16 protein-coding genes, 2 pseudogenes and 1 riboswitch are annotated in these 20,260 nt (G+C 70.3%); of the genes and pseudogenes, 13 read left to right on the plus strand and 5 right to left on the minus strand.

Annotated elements, in window-relative coordinates:
* Positions 1-76: 76 nt before the first annotated feature.
* The 7 genes from shc (at position 77) to ACZ7LT_RS14335 (ending at position 7,960) form a co-directional block, all read left to right on the plus strand.
* A complete protein-coding gene (shc, locus tag ACZ7LT_RS14305) occupies positions 77-2,095 on the plus strand; it encodes a squalene--hopene cyclase (RefSeq protein WP_471236305.1) in 2,019 nt (672 codons plus the stop codon).
* On the plus strand, positions 2,095-2,742 hold the full coding sequence (locus ACZ7LT_RS14310; RefSeq protein ID WP_471236306.1) for a phosphorylase family protein: 648 nt from the start codon (positions 2,095-2,097) through the stop codon (positions 2,740-2,742). The genes shc and ACZ7LT_RS14310 overlap by 1 nt, the downstream gene beginning before the upstream one ends.
* Positions 2,743-2,747: 5 nt before the next feature.
* Complete coding sequence (hpnH, locus tag ACZ7LT_RS14315) at positions 2,748-3,770, plus strand: adenosyl-hopene transferase HpnH (RefSeq protein ID WP_471236307.1); 1,023 nt, start codon at positions 2,748-2,750, stop codon at positions 3,768-3,770.
* A 17-nt stretch (positions 3,771-3,787) separates the two neighbouring features.
* On the plus strand, positions 3,788-5,677 hold the full coding sequence (dxs, locus tag ACZ7LT_RS14320; RefSeq protein ID WP_471236308.1) for a 1-deoxy-D-xylulose-5-phosphate synthase: 1,890 nt from the start codon (positions 3,788-3,790) through the stop codon (positions 5,675-5,677).
* Entirely contained in the window at positions 5,674-7,059 is a 1,386-nt protein-coding gene (locus ACZ7LT_RS14325) for an aspartate aminotransferase family protein (RefSeq protein ID WP_471236309.1), read from the plus strand. Before dxs ends, ACZ7LT_RS14325 begins: the two co-directional genes overlap by 4 nt.
* A gap of 73 nt (positions 7,060-7,132) precedes the next feature.
* Complete coding sequence (locus tag ACZ7LT_RS14330) at positions 7,133-7,765, plus strand: helix-turn-helix domain-containing protein (RefSeq protein ID WP_471236310.1); 633 nt, start codon at positions 7,133-7,135, stop codon at positions 7,763-7,765.
* 36 nt (positions 7,766-7,801) lie between these two features.
* The gene (locus tag ACZ7LT_RS14335; RefSeq protein ID WP_471236311.1) at positions 7,802-7,960 is read left to right on the plus strand and encodes a DUF6126 family protein; all 159 of its coding nucleotides are present in this window, start codon (positions 7,802-7,804) and stop codon (positions 7,958-7,960) included.
* 23 nt (positions 7,961-7,983) lie between these two features.
* Here the strand turns inward: ACZ7LT_RS14335 and ACZ7LT_RS14340 are convergent, their stop codons facing one another.
* Entirely contained in the window at positions 7,984-8,790 is an 807-nt protein-coding gene (locus ACZ7LT_RS14340) for a tyrosine-protein phosphatase (protein WP_471236312.1), read from the minus strand.
* A 396-nt stretch (positions 8,791-9,186) separates the two neighbouring features.
* Positions 9,187-9,374: riboswitch (cyclic di-AMP (ydaO/yuaA leader) on the plus strand.
* Positions 9,375-9,378: 4 nt separating this feature from the next.
* On the opposite strand from ACZ7LT_RS14340, the gene ACZ7LT_RS14345 reads away from it, so the two are divergent.
* Both ACZ7LT_RS14345 and ACZ7LT_RS14350 read left to right on the plus strand, forming a co-directional pair.
* On the plus strand, positions 9,379-10,326 hold the full coding sequence (locus ACZ7LT_RS14345; protein WP_471236314.1) for a M23 family metallopeptidase: 948 nt from the start codon (positions 9,379-9,381) through the stop codon (positions 10,324-10,326).
* 173 nt (positions 10,327-10,499) lie between these two features.
* Positions 10,500-11,315 (plus strand): SGNH/GDSL hydrolase family protein, encoded by an 816-nt coding sequence (locus ACZ7LT_RS14350; protein ID WP_471236315.1) that lies wholly within the window; start codon positions 10,500-10,502, stop codon positions 11,313-11,315.
* Positions 11,316-11,403: 88 nt separating this feature from the next.
* On the opposite strand, the gene ACZ7LT_RS14355 is transcribed toward ACZ7LT_RS14350, so the two are convergent.
* Positions 11,404-11,988: a carboxymuconolactone decarboxylase family protein gene (locus tag ACZ7LT_RS14355; RefSeq protein WP_471236316.1), complete on the minus strand. Its 585-nt coding sequence runs from the start codon at positions 11,986-11,988 to the stop codon at positions 11,404-11,406.
* Between the two features lie 224 nt (positions 11,989-12,212).
* Here ACZ7LT_RS14355 and ACZ7LT_RS14360 point away from each other — a divergent pair, with 224 nt between their 5' ends.
* Positions 12,213-13,442: an MBL fold metallo-hydrolase gene (locus ACZ7LT_RS14360; protein WP_471236317.1), complete on the plus strand. Its 1,230-nt coding sequence runs from the start codon at positions 12,213-12,215 to the stop codon at positions 13,440-13,442.
* A gap of 598 nt (positions 13,443-14,040) precedes the next feature.
* Positions 14,041-14,505: pseudogene (locus ACZ7LT_RS14365) on the plus strand (IS701 family transposase); the annotation flags it as partial.
* A gap of 413 nt (positions 14,506-14,918) precedes the next feature.
* On the opposite strand, the gene melC2 reads toward ACZ7LT_RS14365, so the two are convergent.
* Positions 14,919-15,737 carry a tyrosinase MelC2 gene (gene melC2 / locus ACZ7LT_RS14370; RefSeq protein ID WP_471236318.1) on the minus strand — a complete coding sequence of 273 codons (819 nt, stop codon included), beginning with the start codon at positions 15,735-15,737 and terminating at the stop codon, positions 14,919-14,921.
* 43 nt (positions 15,738-15,780) lie between these two features.
* Positions 15,781-16,242 carry an apotyrosinase chaperone MelC1 gene (gene melC1 / locus ACZ7LT_RS14375; protein WP_471236319.1) on the minus strand — a complete coding sequence of 154 codons (462 nt, stop codon included), beginning with the start codon at positions 16,240-16,242 and terminating at the stop codon, positions 15,781-15,783.
* An 822-nt stretch (positions 16,243-17,064) separates the two neighbouring features.
* On the opposite strand from melC1, the pseudogene ACZ7LT_RS14380 reads away from it, so the two are divergent.
* Positions 17,065-18,031, plus strand: a pseudogene (locus ACZ7LT_RS14380) (YihY/virulence factor BrkB family protein).
* 645 nt (positions 18,032-18,676) lie between these two features.
* Complete coding sequence (locus ACZ7LT_RS14385; RefSeq protein WP_471236320.1) at positions 18,677-19,834, plus strand: cyanobactin maturation protease PatG family protein; 1,158 nt, start codon at positions 18,677-18,679, stop codon at positions 19,832-19,834.
* Between the two features lie 9 nt (positions 19,835-19,843).
* Here the strand turns inward: ACZ7LT_RS14385 and ACZ7LT_RS14390 are convergent.
* Positions 19,844-20,260 (minus strand): IS5 family transposase (locus tag ACZ7LT_RS14390; RefSeq protein ID WP_471236321.1); only part of this gene is annotated, 417 nt, incomplete at its 5' end.

Consider the following 20,260-nt stretch of genomic DNA (forward strand, 5'->3'; position numbering starts at 1 on the left):
GCGGTCCACCGGCCGACGGCAGACCCGCACAGCAGCATCACGCCATCGGCACGAAGACTGCAACGAAGGGGAAGCCATGACAGCGACGACCGACGGAAGCGCCGGGGCCGTGAGCCCCCGGGCGTCCTCGGCCAGCGACACCACCACCGCACCCGCCACCGGCGACATCCGCGCGGCCGCCGCGCGGGCCGCGGAACGCTCCGTCGCCCACCTCCTGGGCAGACAGGACGCCCAGGGCTGGTGGAAGGGCGACCTGGAGACCAACGTCACCATGGACGCCGAGGACCTCCTGCTGCGCCAGTTCCTGGGCATCCAGGACGAGGCCACGCTCCACGCGGCCGCCCTGCACATCCGCGGCGAACAGCGCGACGACGGCACCTGGGCCACCTTCTACGGCGGGCCGCCCGAACTCTCCACCACCATCGAGGCGTACGTCGCCCTGCGGCTGGCGGGGGACCGGCCCGGTGATCCGCACATGGCCCGCGCCTCCGCCTGGATCCGCGACCGGGGCGGCATCGCCGCCAGCCGGGTCTTCACCCGGATCTGGCTCGCCCTCTTCGGCTGGTGGAAGTGGGACGACCTCCCCGAGCTGCCCCCCGAACTGATCTTCCTGCCGCGGTGGTTCCCGCTCAACATCTACGACTTCGGCTGCTGGGCCCGCCAGACGATCGTGCCGCTGACCGTCGTCTCCGCCAAGCGGCCGGTCCGCCCCGCGCCCTTCCCGCTCGACGAGCTGCACACCGACCCACGGGTCCCGAACCCGCCGCGGCCGCCGGCCCCCGTGGCCAGTTGGGACGGCGTCTTCCAGCGCCTCGACAAGGCCCTGCACGCCTACCACAAGGTCGCCCCGCGCCGGCTGCGCCGGGCGGCGATGAACGTCGCGGCCCGCTGGATCGTCGAACGCCAGGAGAACGACGGCTGCTGGGGCGGCATCCAGCCCCCGGCCGTCTACTCCGTCATCGCGCTGCACCTCCTCGGCTACGACCTCGAACACCCCGTGATGCGCGCCGGACTGGAGTCGCTCGACCGCTTCGCCGTCTGGCGCGAGGACGGCGCCCGCATGATCGAGGCCTGCCAGTCACCCGTCTGGGACACCTGCCTGGCAACCATCGCCCTCGCCGACGCGGGGCTCCCCCCGGACCACCCGGCGCTCGTCAAGGCCGCCGACTGGATGCTCGGCGAGGAGATCGTCCGGCCCGGCGACTGGGCCGTACGCCGGCCCGGACTGCCCCCGGGCGGCTGGGCGTTCGAGTTCCACAACGACAACTACCCCGACATCGACGACACCGCCGAAGTCGTCCTGGCGCTGCGCCGGGTGCGCCACCACGACCCGGACCGCGTCGACGCGGCGATCGCCCGCGGCGCCCGCTGGACCCTCGGCATGCAGTCGGAGAACGGCGCCTGGGGCGCCTTCGACGCCGACAACACCAGCCCCTTCCCCAACCGGCTGCCGTTCTGCGACTTCGGCGAGGTCATCGACCCGCCGTCGGCCGACGTCACCGCCCATGTCGTCGAGATGCTCGCCCACGAGGGCAAGGCCCACCACCCCCGCACCCGCAGGGCCGTCGCCTGGCTGCTGTCCGAACAGGAGCCCAGCGGCGCATGGTTCGGCCGCTGGGGCGTCAACTACGTTTACGGAACGGGGTCGGTGGTGCCCGCGCTCGTGGCCGCCGGACTGCCCGGCTCCCACCCCGCGCTGCGCAAGGCGGTCCGCTGGCTCGAATCCGTCCAGAACGACGACGGCGGCTGGGGCGAGGACCTGCGCTCCTACTGGGAGGAGAAGTGGATCGGCCACGGCGCCTCCACCGCCTCCCAGACCGCCTGGGCGCTGCTCGCCCTCCTCGCGGCGGGGGAGCGGGAGTCCACGGCGGTCGAGCGGGGCATCGCCTGGCTGGCCGCGACCCAGACCGAGGACGGTTCCTGGGACGAGCCGTACTTCACCGGGACCGGCTTCCCCTGGGACTTCTCCATCAACTACCACCTGTACCGACAGGTGTTCCCGCTGACGGCGCTCGGCCGCTATCTGCACGGCGAACCCGAGGTCGGCGGCCTGGCCGGCACCGCCCGGTCCGGCGCCCGCGGCGGGGCCCACTGATGGCCGACGCGCCGGAGCCGTCCGGCGGCGCGGCGCCGCTGCTGGTCGCCTGCGCGCTCGGCATCGAACGGCTCGCCCTGCGCCGCCGCGGCGGCGCGCCCGGCCCGGTGACTGTACTCCGTACGGGCATGGGGCCGGTCAACGCCCGGCGCGCCGTCATGGCACGGCTGGCCGACCCGGCGCTGCGCGACGCCGCGGTGATCGCCTCCGGCTTCTGCGCGGGCCTCGCCCCCGGCATGCACCCCGGGGACCTGGTCGTCGCCGACGAGACCCGCGGCCCCGACGGCACGACGGTCTGCGACGCCACGGAACTGCTGGTCAGGGCGGTGTCCCGGGTCCTGCCCGCGCGCACCGTCCACACCGGCCCGCTGACCGGTTCCGACCATGTCGTCCGCGGCCCCGAGCGGGCCGAGCTGAAGGCCACCGGCGCGATCGCCGTCGACATGGAGTCCGCCGCCACGCTCCGCGGCGCTCTGAGCGCCGGACCCCGTCCGGTTGCGGCCGTCCGGGTGGTGGTGGACGCTCCAGAACATGAACTCGTCCGGATCAGCACGGTCCGCGGTGGAATATCGGCCTTCCGCGTTCTTCGTGCCGTCCTTCCCGCTTTCCATGAATGGCACCGTTCTTTGCTGCTCCCCAGGAGGTGAGCCAGATGGCCATGCCGCTTCGCCAGACCATCCGGGTCGGGACCTATCTCTTTGAACAGAAGCTCCGCAAGCGTGAGAAGTTTCCGCTGATCGTCGAGCTGGAACCGCTCTACGCCTGCAATCTGAAATGCGAGGGCTGCGGGAAGATCCAGCACCCGGCGGGCGTGCTCAAGCAGCGTATGCCGGTCGCCCAGGCGGTCGGCGCGGTGCTCGAATCGGGCGCGCCGATGGTCTCCATCGCGGGCGGCGAGCCCTTGATGCACCCGCAGATCGACGAGATCGTGCGGCAGTTGGTGGCGAGGAAGAAGTACGTCTTCCTCTGCACCAACGCGCTGCTGCTGCGGAAGAAGATCGAGGAGTTCACCCCCTCGCCCTTCTTCGCCTTCGCCGTCCACATCGACGGGCTGCGGGAGCGGCACGACGAGTCCGTCGCGAAGGAAGGCGTCTTCGACGAGGCGGTCGCGGCGATCAAGGAGGCCAAGCGGCGCGGCTTCCGGGTGACGACCAACTCCACCTTCTTCAACACCGACACCCCGCAGACCGTCATCGAGGTGCTCAACTACCTCAACGACGACCTGAAGGTCGACGAGATGATGATCTCGCCCGCGTACGCCTACGAGAAGGCACCGGACCAGGAGCACTTCCTCGGTGTCGAGCAGACCCGCGAGCTGTTCCGGAAGGCCTTCGCCGGCGGCAACCGCCGCCGCTGGCGGCTGAACCACTCGCCGCTCTTCCTGGACTTCCTGGAGGGCAAGGCGGACTTCCCCTGCACGGCGTGGGCGATCCCGAACTACTCGCTCTTCGGCTGGCAGCGCCCCTGCTATCTGATGAGCGACGGCTACGTGCCGACGTACCGCCAGCTCATCGAGGAGACGGACTGGGAGAAGTACGGCCGCGGCAAGGACCCGCGCTGCGCCAACTGCATGGCGCACTGCGGCTACGAGCCGACCGCCGTCCTCGCCACCATGGGCTCCCTGAAGGAGTCCCTGCGCGCGGCCCGCGAAACCGTCTCGGGAAGCCACGGGTGAGGAGAGGGGGCTGGAGCGTGACACTGCTGGAGAACGTCCAGGGGCCGCACGACCTCACCGCGCTGACCGAGGCGGAGCTCGACGAACTCGCCGAGGAGATCCGGCAGTTCCTCATTGAGGCGGTGGTACGGACGGGCGGCCATCTGGGACCCAACCTCGGGGTGGTCGAGCTGACCATCGCCCTGCACCGGGTCTTCGACTCGCCCGCCGACCGCATCCTGTGGGACACCGGCCACCAGTCCTACGTCCACAAACTCCTCACCGGCCGGCAGGACTTCTCCAAGCTGCGCGGCAAGGGCGGCCTGTCCGGCTACCCCTCCCGGGAGGAGTCCGCGCACGACGTCATCGAGAACTCGCACGCCTCCACCGTCCTCGGCTGGGCCGACGGCCTCGCCAAGGCACGGCAGGTACGCGGCGGCGACGACCACGTGGTCGCCGTCATCGGGGACGGCGCGCTCACCGGCGGCATGGCCTGGGAGGCGCTCAACAACATCGCCGACGCCCGGGACCGGCCGCTGATCATCGTCGTCAACGACAACGAACGCTCCTACGCCCCGACGATCGGCGGCCTCGCCGGCCACCTCGCCACGCTCCGTACCACCGACGGGTACGAGAAGTTCCTCGCCTGGGGCAAGGAGGTCCTCCAGCACACGCCCGTCATCGGACAGCCGCTGTACGGATCGCTGCACGGCGCCAAGAAGGGGTTCAAGGACGCCTTCGCCCCCCAGGGCATGTTCGAGGACCTGGGACTCAAATACCTCGGACCGGTCGACGGGCACGACATCGCCGCGGTGGAGGCGGCGCTGCGCCGTGCGAAGCGGTTCCGCGGGCCCGTGCTGGTGCACTGTCTGACCGAGAAGGGACGGGGCTATCCGCCGGCCCTGGAGGACGACGCCGACCGGTTCCACAGCGTGGGGGTGTTGGACCCGCTCACCTGCGCGCCGCTGCTGCCGTCCGGCCGGCCCTCCTGGACGTCGGTCTTCGGCGAGGAGATCGCGGCCATCGGGGCCGAGCGCCCCGACGTCGTCGCGCTCACCGCCGCGATGCTGCACCCCGTGGGCCTGACCAAATTCGCCGAGCTCTTCCCCGACCGGGTCTGGGACGTCGGCATCGCCGAGCAGCACGCCGCCGTCTGCGCCGCCGGGCTCGCCACCGGCGGACTCCACCCGGTCGTCGCCCTCTACGCGACCTTCCTCAACCGCGCCTTCGACCAGGTCCTGATGGATGTGGCGCTGCACAGGTGCGGTGTCACCTTCGTCCTCGACCGGGCCGGCATCACCGGCACCGACGGGCCCTCCCACAACGGCATGTGGGACATGTCGGTCCTCCAGGTCGTGCCCGGCCTGCGGATCGCCGCGCCGCGCGACGCCGACCAGCTGCGCGCGCAGCTGCGTGAGGCCGTCGACGTCGACGACGCGCCGACCGTGATCCGCTTCCCCAAGGAGTCGGTGGGCGAGGCCCTGCCCGCGGTCGCCCGGATCGGCGGCATGGACGTCCTGCGGGCTGGGGAGGACGCCGATGTGCTGCTCGTCGCCGTCGGGGTGATGGCGCCGGTCTGCCTCCAGGCCGCCGACCTGCTGGCCGGACGCGGAGTGCGGTGCACGGTCGTCGACCCGCGCTGGGTCAAGCCCGTCGACGAGGAGCTCGCCCCGCTCGCCGACCGCCACCGGCTTGTCGCGGTCGTCGAGGACAACAGCCGTACGGGCGGTGTCGGCTGGGCGGTCGGGCAGGCCCTGCGCGACGCCGAGGTGGACGTACCGCTGCGGACCTTCGGCATCCCCGAGCAGTTCCCCGCCCACGCCAAACGCGGTGAGGTGCTCGCCGAGATCGGGCTGACACCGGTGGAGATCGCGGGCCGGATCAGTGCTGCGCTCACCCGCACGGAGCTCAAGGAGAACGACGGATGAGCAAGGAGTTCGACCTCGCCCGGCTGCTCGCCGAGCGCGGCGGTGAACGCTACGAGCTGCACAGCCGGCACCTCAACCACCAGCTGCCGCGGATGCTGCACACCATCGGCTTCGACCGGTACTACGAGCGGGCCGAGGGGGCCCACTTCTGGGACGCCGACGGCAACGACCATCTCGACATGCTTGCCGGCTTCGGGGTGATGGGGCTCGGCCGTCACCACCCCGTCGTCCGCAAGGCCCTGCACGACGTCCTCGACGCCCAGCTGGCCGACCTCACCCGCTTCGACTGCCAGCCGCTGCCCGGCCTGCTCGCCGAGAAACTCCTCACCCACAGTCCCCACCTGGACCGGGTGTTCTTCGGCAACAGCGGTACGGAGGCGGTGGAGACCGCGCTGAAGTTCGCCCGCTACGCCACCGGGCGCCCCAGGATCCTCTACTGCCACCACGCCTTCCACGGGCTGACCACCGGCTCGCTGTCCGTGAACGGCGAGAGCGGCTTCCGCGACGGGTTCGCGCCGCTGCTGCCGGACACCGCGATCCCGCTCGGCGACCTCGACGCCCTCGCGCGCGAGCTGAAGCGCGGCGACGTCGCCGCCTTCGTGGTGGAGCCCATCCAGGGCAAGGGCGTCCACGAGGCCCCGCCCGGCTTCCTGCGCGCCGCCCAGGAGCTGCTCCACCGCCACAAGGCCCTCCTGATCGCCGACGAGGTGCAGACCGGGCTCGGCCGGACCGGGGACTTCTACGCCTACCAGCACGAGCCCGGTGTCGAACCGGACCTGGTGTGCGTCGCCAAGGCCCTCTCCGGCGGCTACGTCCCCGTCGGGGCCACCCTCGGCAAGGACTGGATCTTCAAGAAGGTCTACTCGTCCATGGACCGGGTCCTGGTCCACTCCGCCAGCTTCGGCGCGAACGCGCAGGCCATGGCGGCCGGTCTGGCCGTGCTGTCGGTGATGGAGAACGAAGAGATCGTCGCCCGCGTCCGGCGCACCGGCGAGCTGCTCAAGAGCCGACTCACCGACCTCGTACCCCGCTACGAGCTGCTCCACGAGGTACGCGGCCGGGGACTGATGATCGGGATCGAGTTCGGGCGCCCCACGTCGCTCGGGCTGCGCAGCCGCTGGACCATGCTCCAGACGGCCCGTAAGGGCCTCTTCGCCCAGATGGTCGTGGTCCCGCTGCTCCAGCGCCACCACATCCTCACCCAGGTCTCCGGCGACCATCTGGAGGTCATCAAGCTGATTCCGCCGCTGGTGGTGGACGAGGCGGACGTCGAGCGGTTCGTCACGGCCTTCACCGCCGTGATGGACGACGCCCACGGGGGCGGCGCTCTGATGTGGGAGTTCGGCCGTACGCTCGTGAAGCAGGCGGTCGCCCAGCGCTGACGCGCGGCTCGCAGAGGTTTGCCTCTGGGGCAAGAAAATTGCCCCGGAGGAAAAATCCTGACGCAATGGACGCATGAGCACCCCTGCCGGCGGGGCGGACGACGCCTCGCCCGAAGCTCCCGAGGAGACCCTGCCCGACGTCGCACCGCGGCTGCGCGGGCTGCGCCGGCGCCGCGGGCTCACCCTGGAGGCCGCCGCCCGGCGCGCGGGCCTGTCACCCGCCCATCTCTCCCGGCTGGAGACCGGCCGCCGCCAGCCCTCGCTGCCGATGCTGCTGGCGCTCGCCCGTATCTACGGCACGACCGTCTCCGAGCTGCTCGGTGAGACGCCGCCCGAACGCGACCCGATCGTCCGGGCCGGACGCGCCGAGCCGGCCGAGGCCGACGGCTGGATCTACCACCAGGCCGGCGGCCCCGGCCGCGCCATGCAGGCGCTGCGCGTGCAGGTGCCGTACGCGACCCGCGGGGATCTCGTCCGGGTCCACCCGGGGGAGGAGTGGCTGTACGTCCTCGACGGCCGGGTCCGGCTCGTCCTCGGGGACGTGGCGCATGTGCTCGACGCGGGAGACAGCGCGCACTTCGACTCGCTCACCCCGCACCGCATCGGCGCCGCCACCCGGCAGGGCGCCGAGCTGCTCTTCGTCCACACCCTGCTGCAGAGCCCCGCCGCCGATCTGTGTCTGGGCGCCGAGGCCCCGCGCCGCTGACCGTCCTTGATGGTCCCTCTCCGAAAGATGCCGACCATGTCAGACAAATCGATCAAATCGGTACCCGTGCCTGATCGCGAGGAGAAGAGGTTCCCGAGGGGGCTGGTCATCCGGCTCTTCGCGTACCTGGTCGCGGGACACCTCTTCGCGGCCTTCCTCTACCTGCTGTTCGTGCTCGGCGGCCAGAACCACTAGGCCCCCGGTCCGTCGGGGAACGGTCAGTCGAGGAGGCGCTCGCGCAGCCGCTCGCGGGTCTCGGGGGCGAGCCGCAGCCCCTCGGAGAGATACCGCTCGGTATTGCCCCAGTTCGCGACGATTGTCTCGTATGCCGCGTCCAGATATTCGGCGCGTGCGTCGAAGAGCGGGCTCAGCAGCCCCATGACCTCAGGGGACATGGCGTCGGGCGCGTCGCTGCTGCGGCGCACCTTGTAGCGGCGGTGCGGGTCGTTGGACTTGAGGTAGTCCGCCTCGATCGCGTCGCGCTCGACGCCGACGGCGAGCAGGGTCACGGCGATCGAGAGCCCCGCCCGGTCCTTGCCGGCCGCGCAGTGCATCAGCGCCGGGACGCTGTCCTCGGCGAGGGCGTGCAGGATGCCGCTGTGCTCGGCGGTGCGCTCGGTGATGATCTGGCGGTACGTGTCGGTCATCCGGGCCGCGGCCTTGCCGTCGCCGAGGAGGGAGTGGAGCTGGTCGAGGTCGCCGCTGCTGACCATCTTCCAGAACTCCTTTCCGTCAGCGGGGTCGTTGAGCGGAATGTTCACATTCCGTACACCCGGCAGCTCGACGTCGGGGCCCTCCACCATCCGGTCGGCCTCGTTACGGAAGTCGAAGACCGTGTGCAGCCCGAGACCGGCGAGGAAGGCGGCGTCGTCGGCGGTGGCGTGGGCGAGGTGCCCGCTGCGGAAGAGCCGCCCGTAGCGCACGGTCCGGCCGTCGACGGTCGGCAGGCCACCCACGTCCCGGAAGTTCCGGACTCCGGCCAGCTCGGGTTCGGTCGACGGGACCTGCGGCAGCTGCTGCGTCACGAGAGCTCCTGAAGGTGTTCTGCCGCCGGCGCTGATCGCCGGCGTCGCGCGGCCTCGACGATACGACATCGGTTCCTGGGGCAATCATCTCGGCCAGGGCCTGCCAGGCGCACCCCTTCCGGCGGAACTGGTGCTAATGGGCCTTCTGTCCGTATTGAGTCGTTAGGGATAACGTGCCCCGGTAGCAAGGGAGATGGGTTCCGCCACGTGAGCAGCGTCATAAACGTGACGGTCCGTGGCTAAGATCCTTTTTCGAATTCCTTGGTCGGCGCGGTAATTGACGCTCCGGCGTGGACGCAGGGTGACCGGAATTCAGGTCGGATATCGCGGCCGGGAATGCCCGTTGAAAACGATGGCTTGTCCCCGCCGACCGGCTCGTCTACGGTCACGACCAATCCGGATGGACCGCCGAATCCTGCCACCGTCCGGAATCCGCACCCATCCACGTGTGGCAGGAGCGGGGGACCCAGGTAGAACGCCGTCACCGGAATTCCGGAAACGGCTCGGGGTGAAGTCGCGCCAGTGCGACCGGGCATCTCCAGCCCGAACCCGACAGCTCACCTCGCAGGCGCCGGAGAGGAATTCGCCATGCCCGCGAAGGGTAAGCATCGCCGTCCCAAGACCAACCCGATCACGCGCGGATTCGTCGCCGCCGGAACGGGTGGCGCCGCCCTCGCCCTGCCGCTGATCGGCGCGGCCGGAGCCCACGCCGCCGACAAGGCCGCCCCCGCCGTGGCGCCGAGCGCGGCCGTCGCCCAGGCCGCGCAGCAGCCGGCCGCCAAGGCCGCCAAGGCCACGCCGAAGATCTACTCGGTCGTGCCCGGCGACTACCTGTCGAAGATCGCCGAGGAGCACGACGTGCGCGGCGGCTGGCAGAAGCTGTACGCGGACAACCGCGAGGTCGTCGGCGACAACCCCTCCCTGATCCATCCGGGCATGAAGCTCACCCTGGGTGCGAAGTCCACCGCGAAGGCCGAGGCCGCCCCGAAGAAGGCCACCCCCAAGGCCGCGCCGAAGAGCGCCCCCAAGGCCGCTCCGAAGGCCGAGAAGTCCGCCGACGAGACGGCCCGCAGCTCCCGCTCCACCGAGCGCGCCGCCGCCCCGGCCGCCCCCGCCACCTCCACCTCCTCCGGCTGGACGGCCCCGCTCGACGGCGCCTCCGTCACCACCCCGTACCGCGCCTCCGGTGCCATGTGGTCCTCCGGCTACCACACCGGCGTCGACTTCGCCGCCTCCTCCGGCACCACCGTCAAGGCCGTCGGCGCCGGCACGGTCGTCTCGGCCGGCTGGGGCGGCGCGTACGGCAACGAGGTCGTCATCCAGCACGCCGACGGCACCTACTCGCAGTACGCCCACCTCTCCTCCCTCTCGGTCTCCTCCGGCCAGAGCGTGAGCGGCGGCCAGCAGATCGGCCTGTCCGGTTCCACCGGCAACTCCTCCGGTCCGCACCTGCACTTCGAGATCCGCACCGGTCCGAGCTACGGTTCCGACATCGACCCGGTCGCGTACCTGCGCTCGCACGGCGTGTCCCTCTGACACCCCGTCCGGCGCCACGCGCCGCGCGAGGCCCGGCACTTGAGTGCCGGGCCTCCGCCCGTTCCCGGCACTATTCCGGCTTGGGCGAATCTTGACCGGTGGTATATGTCACGCCACGTCAACCCCTCCTTACGGTCGCGTAGGTCACAGAGATAAGGGAAAGATGTGATCCCGTGGCAGACGGTTCGAGAGCACAAGACGCAGACGTATCCGCAGCAAACATCTTCCGTTCGTACGCGGCGATCGGTGACAGCTTCACCGAAGGCGTCGGCGACCCAGGCCCCGACGGCACCTTCGTCGGATGGGCCGACCGGCTGGCGGTCCTGCTCGCCGACCGGCTGCCGGAGGACGAACACGACACCTTCCGCTACGCCAACCTCGCGGTGCGCGGCCGCCTCCTGGACCAGATCGTCGAGGAGCAGGTGCCCCGGGCGAAGGAACTCGCCCCGGAATTCGTGACCTTCTGCGCCGGCGGCAACGACATCATCCGCCCCGGCACCGACCCCGACGAGGTGGCCGAGCGCTTCGAACGCGCCGTCGCCGACCTCACCTCGGCCGTCGGCACGGTCATGATCACCACCGGCTTCGACACCCGGGGCGTGACCCTGCTGCGCCATCTGCGCGGCAAGATCGCCACGTACAACGGCCATGTGCGGGCCGTCGCCGACCGCTACGGCTGCCCGGTCCTGGACCTGTGGTCGCTCAAGTCCATCCAGGACAGGCGGGCTTGGGACGACGACCGGCTCCACCTCTCGGCCGAGGGGCACACCCGGGTGGCGCTGCGGGCCGGTCAGGTCCTCGGCATCGACGTGCCCGCCGACCCCGACCAGCCCTGGCCGCCGCAGCCGCCGCGCGGCACGCTGGAGGTGCGCCGCGACGACATCCACTGGGCGCGGGAGTACCTCGTGCCCTGGATCGGCCGACGGCTGCGCGGCGAGTCCTCCGGCGACCATGTCGAGCCCAAGCGTCCCGACCTTCTGCCGCTTTGACCCCTCAGGGCGCACCCGCGCCCCCGCCATGACCGTACGGGCGGGGGCGCGGTCCCCTGAATGACCCCGGGGGCCGGGGACGGAGCGGTCAGCCCACCGGACGCGCCGCCGCCGGGGCCGCGGTCCGCGCGGGGATGTCGCACTGCTCCTTGAACCCCTGGCTGGTGAGCCCGAGCGCGGAATTGATCCGCGAGCGGAGGTTCTCCACCGCCACCATCGCCGTCAGCTCCACGAACGCCTGCTCGCCCAGCGCCCGGCGCAGCCGCCCGGCGAGCTCGTCACCGACCCTCGGTGGATTGGCGGTCATGGCCTCGGCGTACTCCATCACGTCACGCTCCAGCGGCGTGTACGCGTCGCTGTCCCGCCAGAGCGGGATGTCCTGGATCTTCCTGGCGTCCATACCGCGCCGGGTGTTCTCCCAGTGGCCGAAGTCCATGCACCAGCCGCAGCCGATCGAGGCGGCCGTCGCCATCACCGCCAGCGCCTTGAGGTCCTCGTCCAGCTTGTTCCAGCGGGCCAGGGACATCTCGAAGCGCAGATCCGTCCGGAGCACACCCGGATGGTGGCCGAGTGCGCGGACGGGGTCGGCGACCTTGCCGTAGGTCCGCTTCGAGTACCACTCCACGGCCCGGAGGAAGAGGGTGCGGGGCGGGGTGAGCGGGATGCGGGCCATCACGGGCCTCCTCGGTGTCGCGGGCGCCACCCTGCCGGGCGGCCTTCACCGATGCGACGGACGGACCAGGGCCGGGTGTGACATCAGCGGCGAAGATTTTTCCCAAGGACCGGTGCCGGCCCCTCCGACCTGGGAGAACGTCTCCAGGCCAGGGCCCTCCGGTGCCGCTGGGGCACGGGTGCCGAGGACCGCACCTCCTCGCCGCGCCCGGGCGCCCACCCATAATGGAACGAGCCCGAACATCAGGAGGTGCTGTGACCGGCGCTGGCTCCGTTCAACCGCTGCGTGCCCGGCTTCGCTCCCTGCGGCCCGCCGCCTTCGGCGCGGACCCCACCGGAGAGCGGATGGAGCGGATCCGCCGCTCGCCGAACTTCGCCGACGGGGTCTTCCAGAACCCGGTGGCCGCCCGGCACAGACCCTCCGGCTCCACTCTCGACTTCGCCAAGATCTACTTCCGCAAGGAGGCCCGGCTGCACCGGGCCCCCGCCCGGCCCATCCCGCTCCACCCCACCACCGCCTCGGACCTGGCCCGGCCCCCGGCCTCGGGCCTGCGGCTCACCTGGCTGGGACACTCCAGCGTCCTCGCCGAGATCGACGGCCACCGGGTCCTCTTCGACCCGGTCTGGGGCGAGCGCTGCTCGCCGTTCGCCTTCGCCGGACCCAAGCGGCTGCACCCCGTGCCCCTGCCGCTCGCCGCCCTCGGCCCCGTCGACGCCGTGGTCATCTCCCACGACCACTACGACCACCTCGACCTGCCCACCATCCGCGCCCTGGCCACCACGGACACCGTCTTCGCCGTGCCGCTGGGCGTCGGCGCCCACCTGGAGCGCTGGGGCGTGTCCCCGACGCGGCTGCGCGAGCTGGACTGGAACGAGTCGACCGAGGTCAAGGACGTACGGCTCACCGCGACGCCCGCCCGCCACTTCTGCGGCCGCGGCCTGCGCAACCAGCAGCACACCCTGTGGGCCTCCTGGGTCGTCACCGGGCCCGAGCACCGCGTCTACCACAGCGGCGACACCGGCTACTTCCCCGGCTTCCAGGAGATCGGCGCCGCACATGGCCCGTTCGACGCGACGATGATCCAGATCGGCGCCTATTCGGAGTACTGGCCCGACATCCACATGACCCCGGCCGAGGGAATCCGCGCCCACCTCGATCTGCAGGGCGGCGCCCCGGCCGGAATCATGCTGCCGATCCACTGGGGCACCTTCAACCTCGCCCCGCACCCCTGGGCCGAGCCGGGGGAGTGGACCAAGGACGCGGCCCAGGAGACCGGCCAGGCGGTGGCATTTCCGCGGCCGGGGGAGCCGTTCGAGCCGACGGGGGAGTTGCCGGTGGAGGCGTGGTGGCGGGCGGTGTCCCAGCCGACCGCGCCCCCCTGGCGGCGTCCCCGGAGTGCTGAGGGTGTGGCCGAGACGAGCAAGGGGGATCTCGACCTCGCGGGTGAGCGGTGACGTCGGTCGGGGATCCTCTGAAATCGACACCACTCTCGACGCCCTCGGTGACAGCATGCCCTTCTCGGAGGGGTCGAGCTCGCGGGCGAGGTCGGTACGTGTGATGCGACGGACCGGATCATCGCTCCAGCTGAGATGGGCTGGCAGGACCGCCACCCTGTGGCACCACTCGTACGCCGACGACCTCCCGTGCTTGGCCTGGTCGTACGGAGCCCTGCCCGTGATGAACAACGCGCGCGCCAAGTCCTGCGGCAGGACTGGCAGATCCTGCTCGACGGGGACGCCGGTGCCGACCGGGAAGAGCGTGGCGTCGGTTTGCACGTGCGCGGGGCCATTGAAGAACATCGTCGCCGCTTTCCGGGTTCAGGGCCGTCAGACACAGACCGTGAGGGTCGTCGTACCGGCATCTCTCCATCACCCCGGTTCGCAGTCCGCCCCGGCATCAGCGGAGACGGAAGCGATCCCCCGGGAACTCTGGCTCACCACAAGGCTCCGCCCACGCCGGGCAACTATGTCCGCGTGCCGCCCTGATGGCGACGGGCGGGTCGGGCCGCGTCGGCCATCAGCGGCCGAAGCGACCCACGACAGCCTTATGTTGCCGCGAGTCTTCGACTGGGCAGCGGCGAAACTGCCCGCCAACCTGATCTTCGACCCCGATCCGCCGACTCATCACCGCTGGGTGATGGCCCGCCGCAGTCTGTCCGCCCCCGGCCAGATCGCCTACTACCTCGCCTGCGCACCTGTCGGTCTCGAGATAGCCGAGCTGGTCCGCATCGCCGGCTCCCGCTGGGCGATCGAGGAGTGCTTCCAGGCCGCGAAGAACGAGTGCGGCCTCGACCAGTACGAGGTCCGCCGCTACATCGGCTGGTATCGGCACATCACCCTGGCGATGCTTGCACACGCCTTTCTGGCCGCACTGGCAGCCCAGGCCAGCGACGCCGCAAAGGGGGATGCAGAAACGGATCGGCCCTCGTCCCACTCACCGTGGCAGAGATCCGGCGACTCCTGGATGCTCTCTTGCCCCACCCACGCGCCGACCGCGACCCCGTCGCCCACGCACTGAACTGGACAGCCTGGAGAAGACACCGCCAAGCCATCGCCCGCCACTGCCAGGTTGCCCGACCCCGCACTTGTCCCCGTCCGGAGACGGGGCACCGGCAGCCGACGTTGCCTATGCGGCTGACGCTCGCTCGCGCCTATGGCGCCGCGTTCTCCCACCCGCTCGGTGAGACGCCCGCTGATCGCGATCCCGCCTCAGAGCCGCGGGTCCCGGATCAGCAGGGGCGGACGGGTGGACGTCCACATGCTTCTGCAGAGTCACACCAGTGATCTGTGTCCGGGAGGTGGGGACCACCCGATCCCCCGGGAAGAGCCGAGCCGGTCCGCGCACCCAGGGAGAGTGCGCGGACCGTCCCCTCCTGCCGTGCTGCTCGCGCCGTCGTCGCGCAGGGCGCGGCAATGAGACCCGACATACGGTCAGCGGTAGGTGTAGAACTCGGTGTGGTCGAGCATGTCTTCCGGCGTCACGTCGTTCCACGGCTTCATCGTGTCGCGGAGGCCGATGACGTTGAGTGGTGCTCTCACGGGTTCGTATCCGGAGGAGGGGTGCAGGCTCTGCCAGTCGGCCCAGAGTTTGTCGATGAAGCAGTGGTGCAGCCAGAAGACCGGGTCGTTCGGCGAGGCTCCGCTGGTCATTTGGCCGCCGACCCAGACGTGCACCCGATTGTGGAGGTTCGGTCCCCGCCATCCTTCGACGTGGTTGCGGAAGCCGCTGGACCGGCTGTTCCACGGCGCGGCGTCATACATGGGCATGGCCAGTACGGTGTCCACTTCCGTCCGGGTGGGCAGGTCGCGTGTGCCGACGCCCAGTGCCCGCCGCAGGAAGGTCCTTCCGTCGACGCGTATGTTCAGGGGCCAGTTGCCACTTCCGAAGGCGAAGGGGCCGGACGTGACGCGGCCGTCCCCGCTGCGGCCGTTGCCGCCGAGGAAGTTGTCCGCCCACAGGGAGCTGCTGGGGGAGCGGTCGACCGTCCAGTCCCAGTACGGGAGGGTGACGGAGGGGTTGATGCTCTGCAGGGCCTGCTCGAACTGGAGAAGGAACCGACGGTGCCAGGGGAGGAACGACGGTGATCGGTGGCCCGTCCGCTCGCCGTCGTCGGTGTCGTTGAGGATGAAGGCGTTGTGGGTGGTGATGAACTCGTCGTAGCGACCCTGACGCTTGAGTTCGAGGACGGCGTCGACGAAGTTTCGCTTTTCGGTGGCGGACAGGTCTGACTGGTTCTTGCGGTCTGCCATGGCGACGATCCTTTGCTGTTGCTGTGGGGTCTCGAGCGCGATGTCAGACGGTCACCACTACAAGTGCCGCGCCGTGCAGTTCCTCGACCGCGGCACGGGCGGCGTCACGCGGGGTGGGGTGCTTTTCGTAGTGGTTGATGACGCTGATCCAGGTGCCGTCGGCGTTCTGCATCACGTGCAGATCGTCGTCGTCCACGCGTACGACGAACCCGAGTGGTGCTTTGCTGCCGTCACCGGGATGGTGCGTGACGTTGTGAGAGCCGTGCACGTGGTTGTCGTCGGCCGGCCAGCCCTCTATGTGCCGACCGAGATACATCTCGTCGAAAGCCTCCGGCTCATCTGCCGCGCGCACTGCGAGGGGACGGCCATCGCCGGGCCTGCTCGCGCGGAAGGTGTCGGAGTAGGTGGTGTTCGCTGTGGCGACGGCGGTCGGGCCGACGAGCACGGCGCCGCCCAGCGCAAGTGTGGACCGTCGCATGAGATCGCGGCGTGTGAGACCTTGCACGTTCTGTCCTCCCGTCCTGTAAGCCGCAGGCGGCGAAGCCGTACGGCGGGAACGTTCCTGCGTAAAGGGGGTGAGGCCACATGCTGGCAGCGCCAGGCGGCTTCAGGGAGTGCACAGCTGGGACGTGGTCATGAACGAGACAACATTGCCTGGAAAGTACATCTTTCAAGGGCGGGGATCTTCCGGCCGCAGAGGCCCAAGGCACGGGGAAGCCTGGAAATGCGTGCCCGAGCAACGCTTACATCCGCAAATGTTGCAGCTGGCGGAGTCCCGCGCGCTTCGGGTCCGCCGTCCCAACTCGGCGTGATGGCAGAGTCGGTGGCCAACTGCTGGGTACACGCACGAGTTTGTCCACCGAGCCGAAGCAGGGACGCCCACGTGACGGAACCATGCCTGAGCTCGCCGACACTTCCGCCCGCCTCTGCGGCGTCCACTCCGACTCCGGCCCGCATCGCCCTCGAGCCGGAACGCAGGGGCGGTCCAGGAGGCGCATCGGCCGGCACTGGATGAGCACTCCGGGCACCGGCTGCGTCGACGCAGCGCTGATGGCGGGCTTCGCCGCCCGCATGCGCACCCCGCCGCGGCCGCCTACCGGCCGTGGAAGGCACCGGCCCCGCAGCCCTCAGCCGACGACGCGGTGTGGCGGCCCGGCGGCTGCGCGACCGCCCGGACGAGCGACAGGACGCCGCTTGCGCGTGGCAGAGTCGCAGCAGGATGGACGCGATCGCGCGGCTTTCGGGTGCCAGCCGGACAGCGTGTGGGGATTCCGCCGCTGGATGCCTCATCTCGCCGCCGTGGGTACCCTGAGAGCGGGTGCTCTTCATGGAACCAGTGATGAGGCTGCCTCTGATCGCACGGCTGAGGGTTACGCACGTGTGGCGGGCGTTCGCGCGGCTGGCTGCGGTCCACCGGGCCCGGCTCGCCGCCGCCATCACCTTCACCAGTTTCGTCGCCCTCTTTCCACTGATCACCGTAGGCGCGGCGATCGGTGCTGCACTGCTGAGCGAGGACCAGCTCGGGAAGCTCCAGGACAAGACCGCCTCCCAGGCACCGGGCCTTGCCGACCTGCTGAACCTGGACGGCCTGGTCGCACACGCCGGACGCATCGGGCTCATCGCGGGCGCGCTGCTGCTCGTGATCGGCATCAACTGGGTCGGCGCCCTGCGCGGGTATCTACGCGCGGTGTGGGAGAAGGAGCAGGACCCGGGAAAACCGTTCCTGCTCAGGCTCAAGGATGCCGGTGTGCTGGTCGGTCTCGGCGCGGTCGGGCTGGTCGCCATGGGCAGTTCGGTGTTCGCGAACAGTGCTGTCGGCCTGGGCCGCCGACAAGGTCGGGATCGAGGGTGGGGCGGGACGGGCGCTGCTGTTTTTCGCCGGCCTGGCCATCGCCCTGGTCGTCGACTTCCTGCTGCTGGTCTACCTGCTCACCCGGCTGCCGCAGGTGCACCCCGGCCGGCGCGCGGTCGTGGTCGCCGGCCTGATCGGTGCGGTCGGCTTCGAGCTGCTCAAGCTGCTGCTGACCGGCTATTTGCAGGGTGTCGCGGGCAAGAGCATGTACGGCGCCTTCGCCGTGCCGGTCGCTGTCGTGCTGTGGATCAACTTCATGGCCAGGTTGCTGCTGTACTGCGCCGCTTGGACGGCGACGGCGGTGCGGTCCAGCGAAACGGCCGAGGGTGCGGGCCCGGATCCCGGGATCAGCCCCGCGGCCGGCGACGCAGCCGGGGGCGCGGCGGCCCCCGGCGGACCAGCAGCACCGCGCCGCCCCGCGCCCCCGCCGCGCGGCCCGTGATGCCGGGTGCCAATGCCGGCGTCTTCGGCGCGGGAGACGTCGTCGACCACACATGCCGTCAGGCCGTCACCGCCACAGGCTCTGGCTGCGCGGCCGCGCTCGACGCCGAGCGCTACCTTGCAGCTCGCCGACGTCCAGCCTGACCGCCGAACCGGACAAGACACCGGTCATCATCTGACCCCGTCAGCAGCATCAGAGACAGCGGCTACTGGTGGCCTGGCGCGGCCGGTCTCCGGTGCCGTCGCCAGCCCCGAACCCGGCACGGCGCGCCGGGCCTGTCCTCTCCGGATCGGGGGTCAGCGCCTCAGGGGACCCTCTTCGCTCCGGACGACCCACTCCGAACAGACCGAGGGAGCCACCGCCATGCACACCGATGACGCGCAGCCCGCCGCGGGCGAGGAAGCCATCGCCACCGAAGCCGCCTCCCAGCCCCCGAACGATCCGTCCCCACCTTCACCGGCAGAGGCCGCCTCACCCGCCCCGGGAGTCAACGCCGCGGCCGCAGCCCCCGAAGCACCCAGTCCTGCACCGAGCGAGGGAACCGACGCCATGAACAGCCACCACGCTTACACCGCTGCCCACGACCCGGCTCCCCCCACCAGCTCGCAGCCCGTGACCACGCCGTCCGCGCCCTCGGCAGGACCCATGGCCAGCGCCACCGCAGGTGAGCCCGGTGTACGCGCCGCATGCGGCTGCGGAGGAGACCCCACGTCAGGATGTCAGCGCGGAGGTAATGGAAACGGGACCGAGACCGGGAACGGCTCGCGGAAGCAGTTGATCTACGCGATTGGCACCATCGGGTTCGACTTCCAGACCGAGGCTCGAAGGGACAGCTTCCGCCAGCAGATGCCCATGGTCTTCAAGTCGGCGGAGGAATCACCGGACGGGGTGGAAAGGGAATACCAGCCGAACGTATACGACCCGCGCCAGATGCATGACTACCTGGTGAAGAACCCCTGGGTGTCCGACAAGCTGACGTGGACCCTCAACATGGACGCCACGCCGATCTACGCCCTGGAGGCGGAGACGTCGGCGGGCATGGACTGGCACCGGCCCGTCATCAGCAATCCCATGGCAACGACGCAGCAGGTCAAGCGGGCTGCGGAGAAGGCAGCGGGCGCGTCAGGCCGGCTCACGGAGCTCCTGGAGACGCTGTCGTACCCACTGATGTCCACCGTCTACAGGACCTTCTGCGACGCCATCTTGGGCCAGATCCAGAACGAGGACGACCTCAGCTACGTCTCTCGGGTGTCGGTCCCCGGAGTCCTGACCGGCCGAACGGTTCGGCTGTACTCCGGACAGGTGGTGCCCGTCGTCGAGGTCAAGAGCCGCGGTCTCTACACCTGGAACGAGGCTCTGCTGGTCGGCGCCGTCGTGGACGCGGTGACGCGTGACTGCGAGGAGCGGCAGATCCCGGTCGATGAGGGCCGACTCGGCACGACGATCCGCGCCCTGCTCGACAAGATCTACTGGCAATTCCGCAACCTCGGCCAGAGTTCCGCCGACCGGGCACTGAACGCCGCGGGAACCAACGCGTTCCTGGTCGGAAGCGGGTTCAAGGAGGGCCTTCTGTCCGCCAAGCATCTGCCAGGCATGGACGACAACTTCTACACCCTGAACACTGTCAGGGTCACCAAGAGCCCGTTCTGCCGCCCGGGCTCGGACTGCCAAGACGTAATCTTCGACTTCTTCGACCCCGAGAACGACAGGCGGGCCCACGTCTCCTACATGTTCACCTTCGACGTGAGCGATGAGCTTCCTGTCAGCCTCGCACCCGTCCACAGCTTCATCGGTGGCATCTAAGAAGTCATCTCATTTGGTGAGTCTGCGGTAGCAGATGAGGGTGCAGGCGATGCTCGTGAAGGCGAGGAAGTGGTTGGCCTTGCGTTCGTAGCGGCGGTGGAGTCGTCGGCAGCCGGCGAGCCAGGCCATGGTGCGTTCGATGGTCCAGCGGTGACGGCCCAGGCGCTGAGAGGACTCGACGCCCTTGCGGGCGATGCGGTGGGTGATGCCACGCTCGCGTAACCAGCGTCGCAGGTGGGAGTAGTCGTAACCCTTGTCGCCGTGGAGCTTGCCCGGCTTGCGTCGCCGGGGTCCGCGGCGGGACCGGATCGGGGGTATGCCTTTCACCAGGGGGATCAGGGCCTGGCTGTCGTGCAGGTTCGCTGCCGAGATCCCGACAGAGATGGGCAGACCGGTCCGCTCGGTGATCAGGTGGATCTTCGATCC

The organism is Streptomyces sp. NPDC039465 (assembly GCF_055639315.1).

What these genes read in the sequence shown, in the direction of transcription:
- ACZ7LT_RS14345 (WP_471236314.1), top strand. Translation starts at nt 9,379, where the DNA reads ATGCCCGCGAAGGGTAAGCATCGCCGTCCCAAGACCAACCCGATCACG.
- ACZ7LT_RS14310 (WP_471236306.1), top strand. Translation starts at nt 2,095, where the DNA reads ATGGCCGACGCGCCGGAGCCGTCCGGCGGCGCGGCGCCGCTGCTGGTC.
- ACZ7LT_RS14360 (WP_471236317.1), top strand. Translation starts at nt 12,213, where the DNA reads ATGGAACGAGCCCGAACATCAGGAGGTGCTGTGACCGGCGCTGGCTCC.
- ACZ7LT_RS14355 (WP_471236316.1), bottom strand. Translation starts at nt 11,988, where the DNA reads ATGGCCCGCATCCCGCTCACCCCGCCCCGCACCCTCTTCCTCCGGGCC.
- ACZ7LT_RS14335 (WP_471236311.1), top strand. Translation starts at nt 7,802, where the DNA reads ATGTCAGACAAATCGATCAAATCGGTACCCGTGCCTGATCGCGAGGAG.
- ACZ7LT_RS14325 (WP_471236309.1), top strand. Translation starts at nt 5,674, where the DNA reads ATGAGCAAGGAGTTCGACCTCGCCCGGCTGCTCGCCGAGCGCGGCGGT.
- melC2 (WP_471236318.1), bottom strand. Translation starts at nt 15,737, where the DNA reads ATGGCAGACCGCAAGAACCAGTCAGACCTGTCCGCCACCGAAAAGCGA.
- ACZ7LT_RS14330 (WP_471236310.1), top strand. Translation starts at nt 7,133, where the DNA reads ATGAGCACCCCTGCCGGCGGGGCGGACGACGCCTCGCCCGAAGCTCCC.
- shc (WP_471236305.1), top strand. Translation starts at nt 77, where the DNA reads ATGACAGCGACGACCGACGGAAGCGCCGGGGCCGTGAGCCCCCGGGCG.
- ACZ7LT_RS14385 (WP_471236320.1), top strand. Translation starts at nt 18,677, where the DNA reads ATGGCCAGCGCCACCGCAGGTGAGCCCGGTGTACGCGCCGCATGCGGC.
- hpnH (WP_471236307.1), top strand. Translation starts at nt 2,748, where the DNA reads ATGGCCATGCCGCTTCGCCAGACCATCCGGGTCGGGACCTATCTCTTT.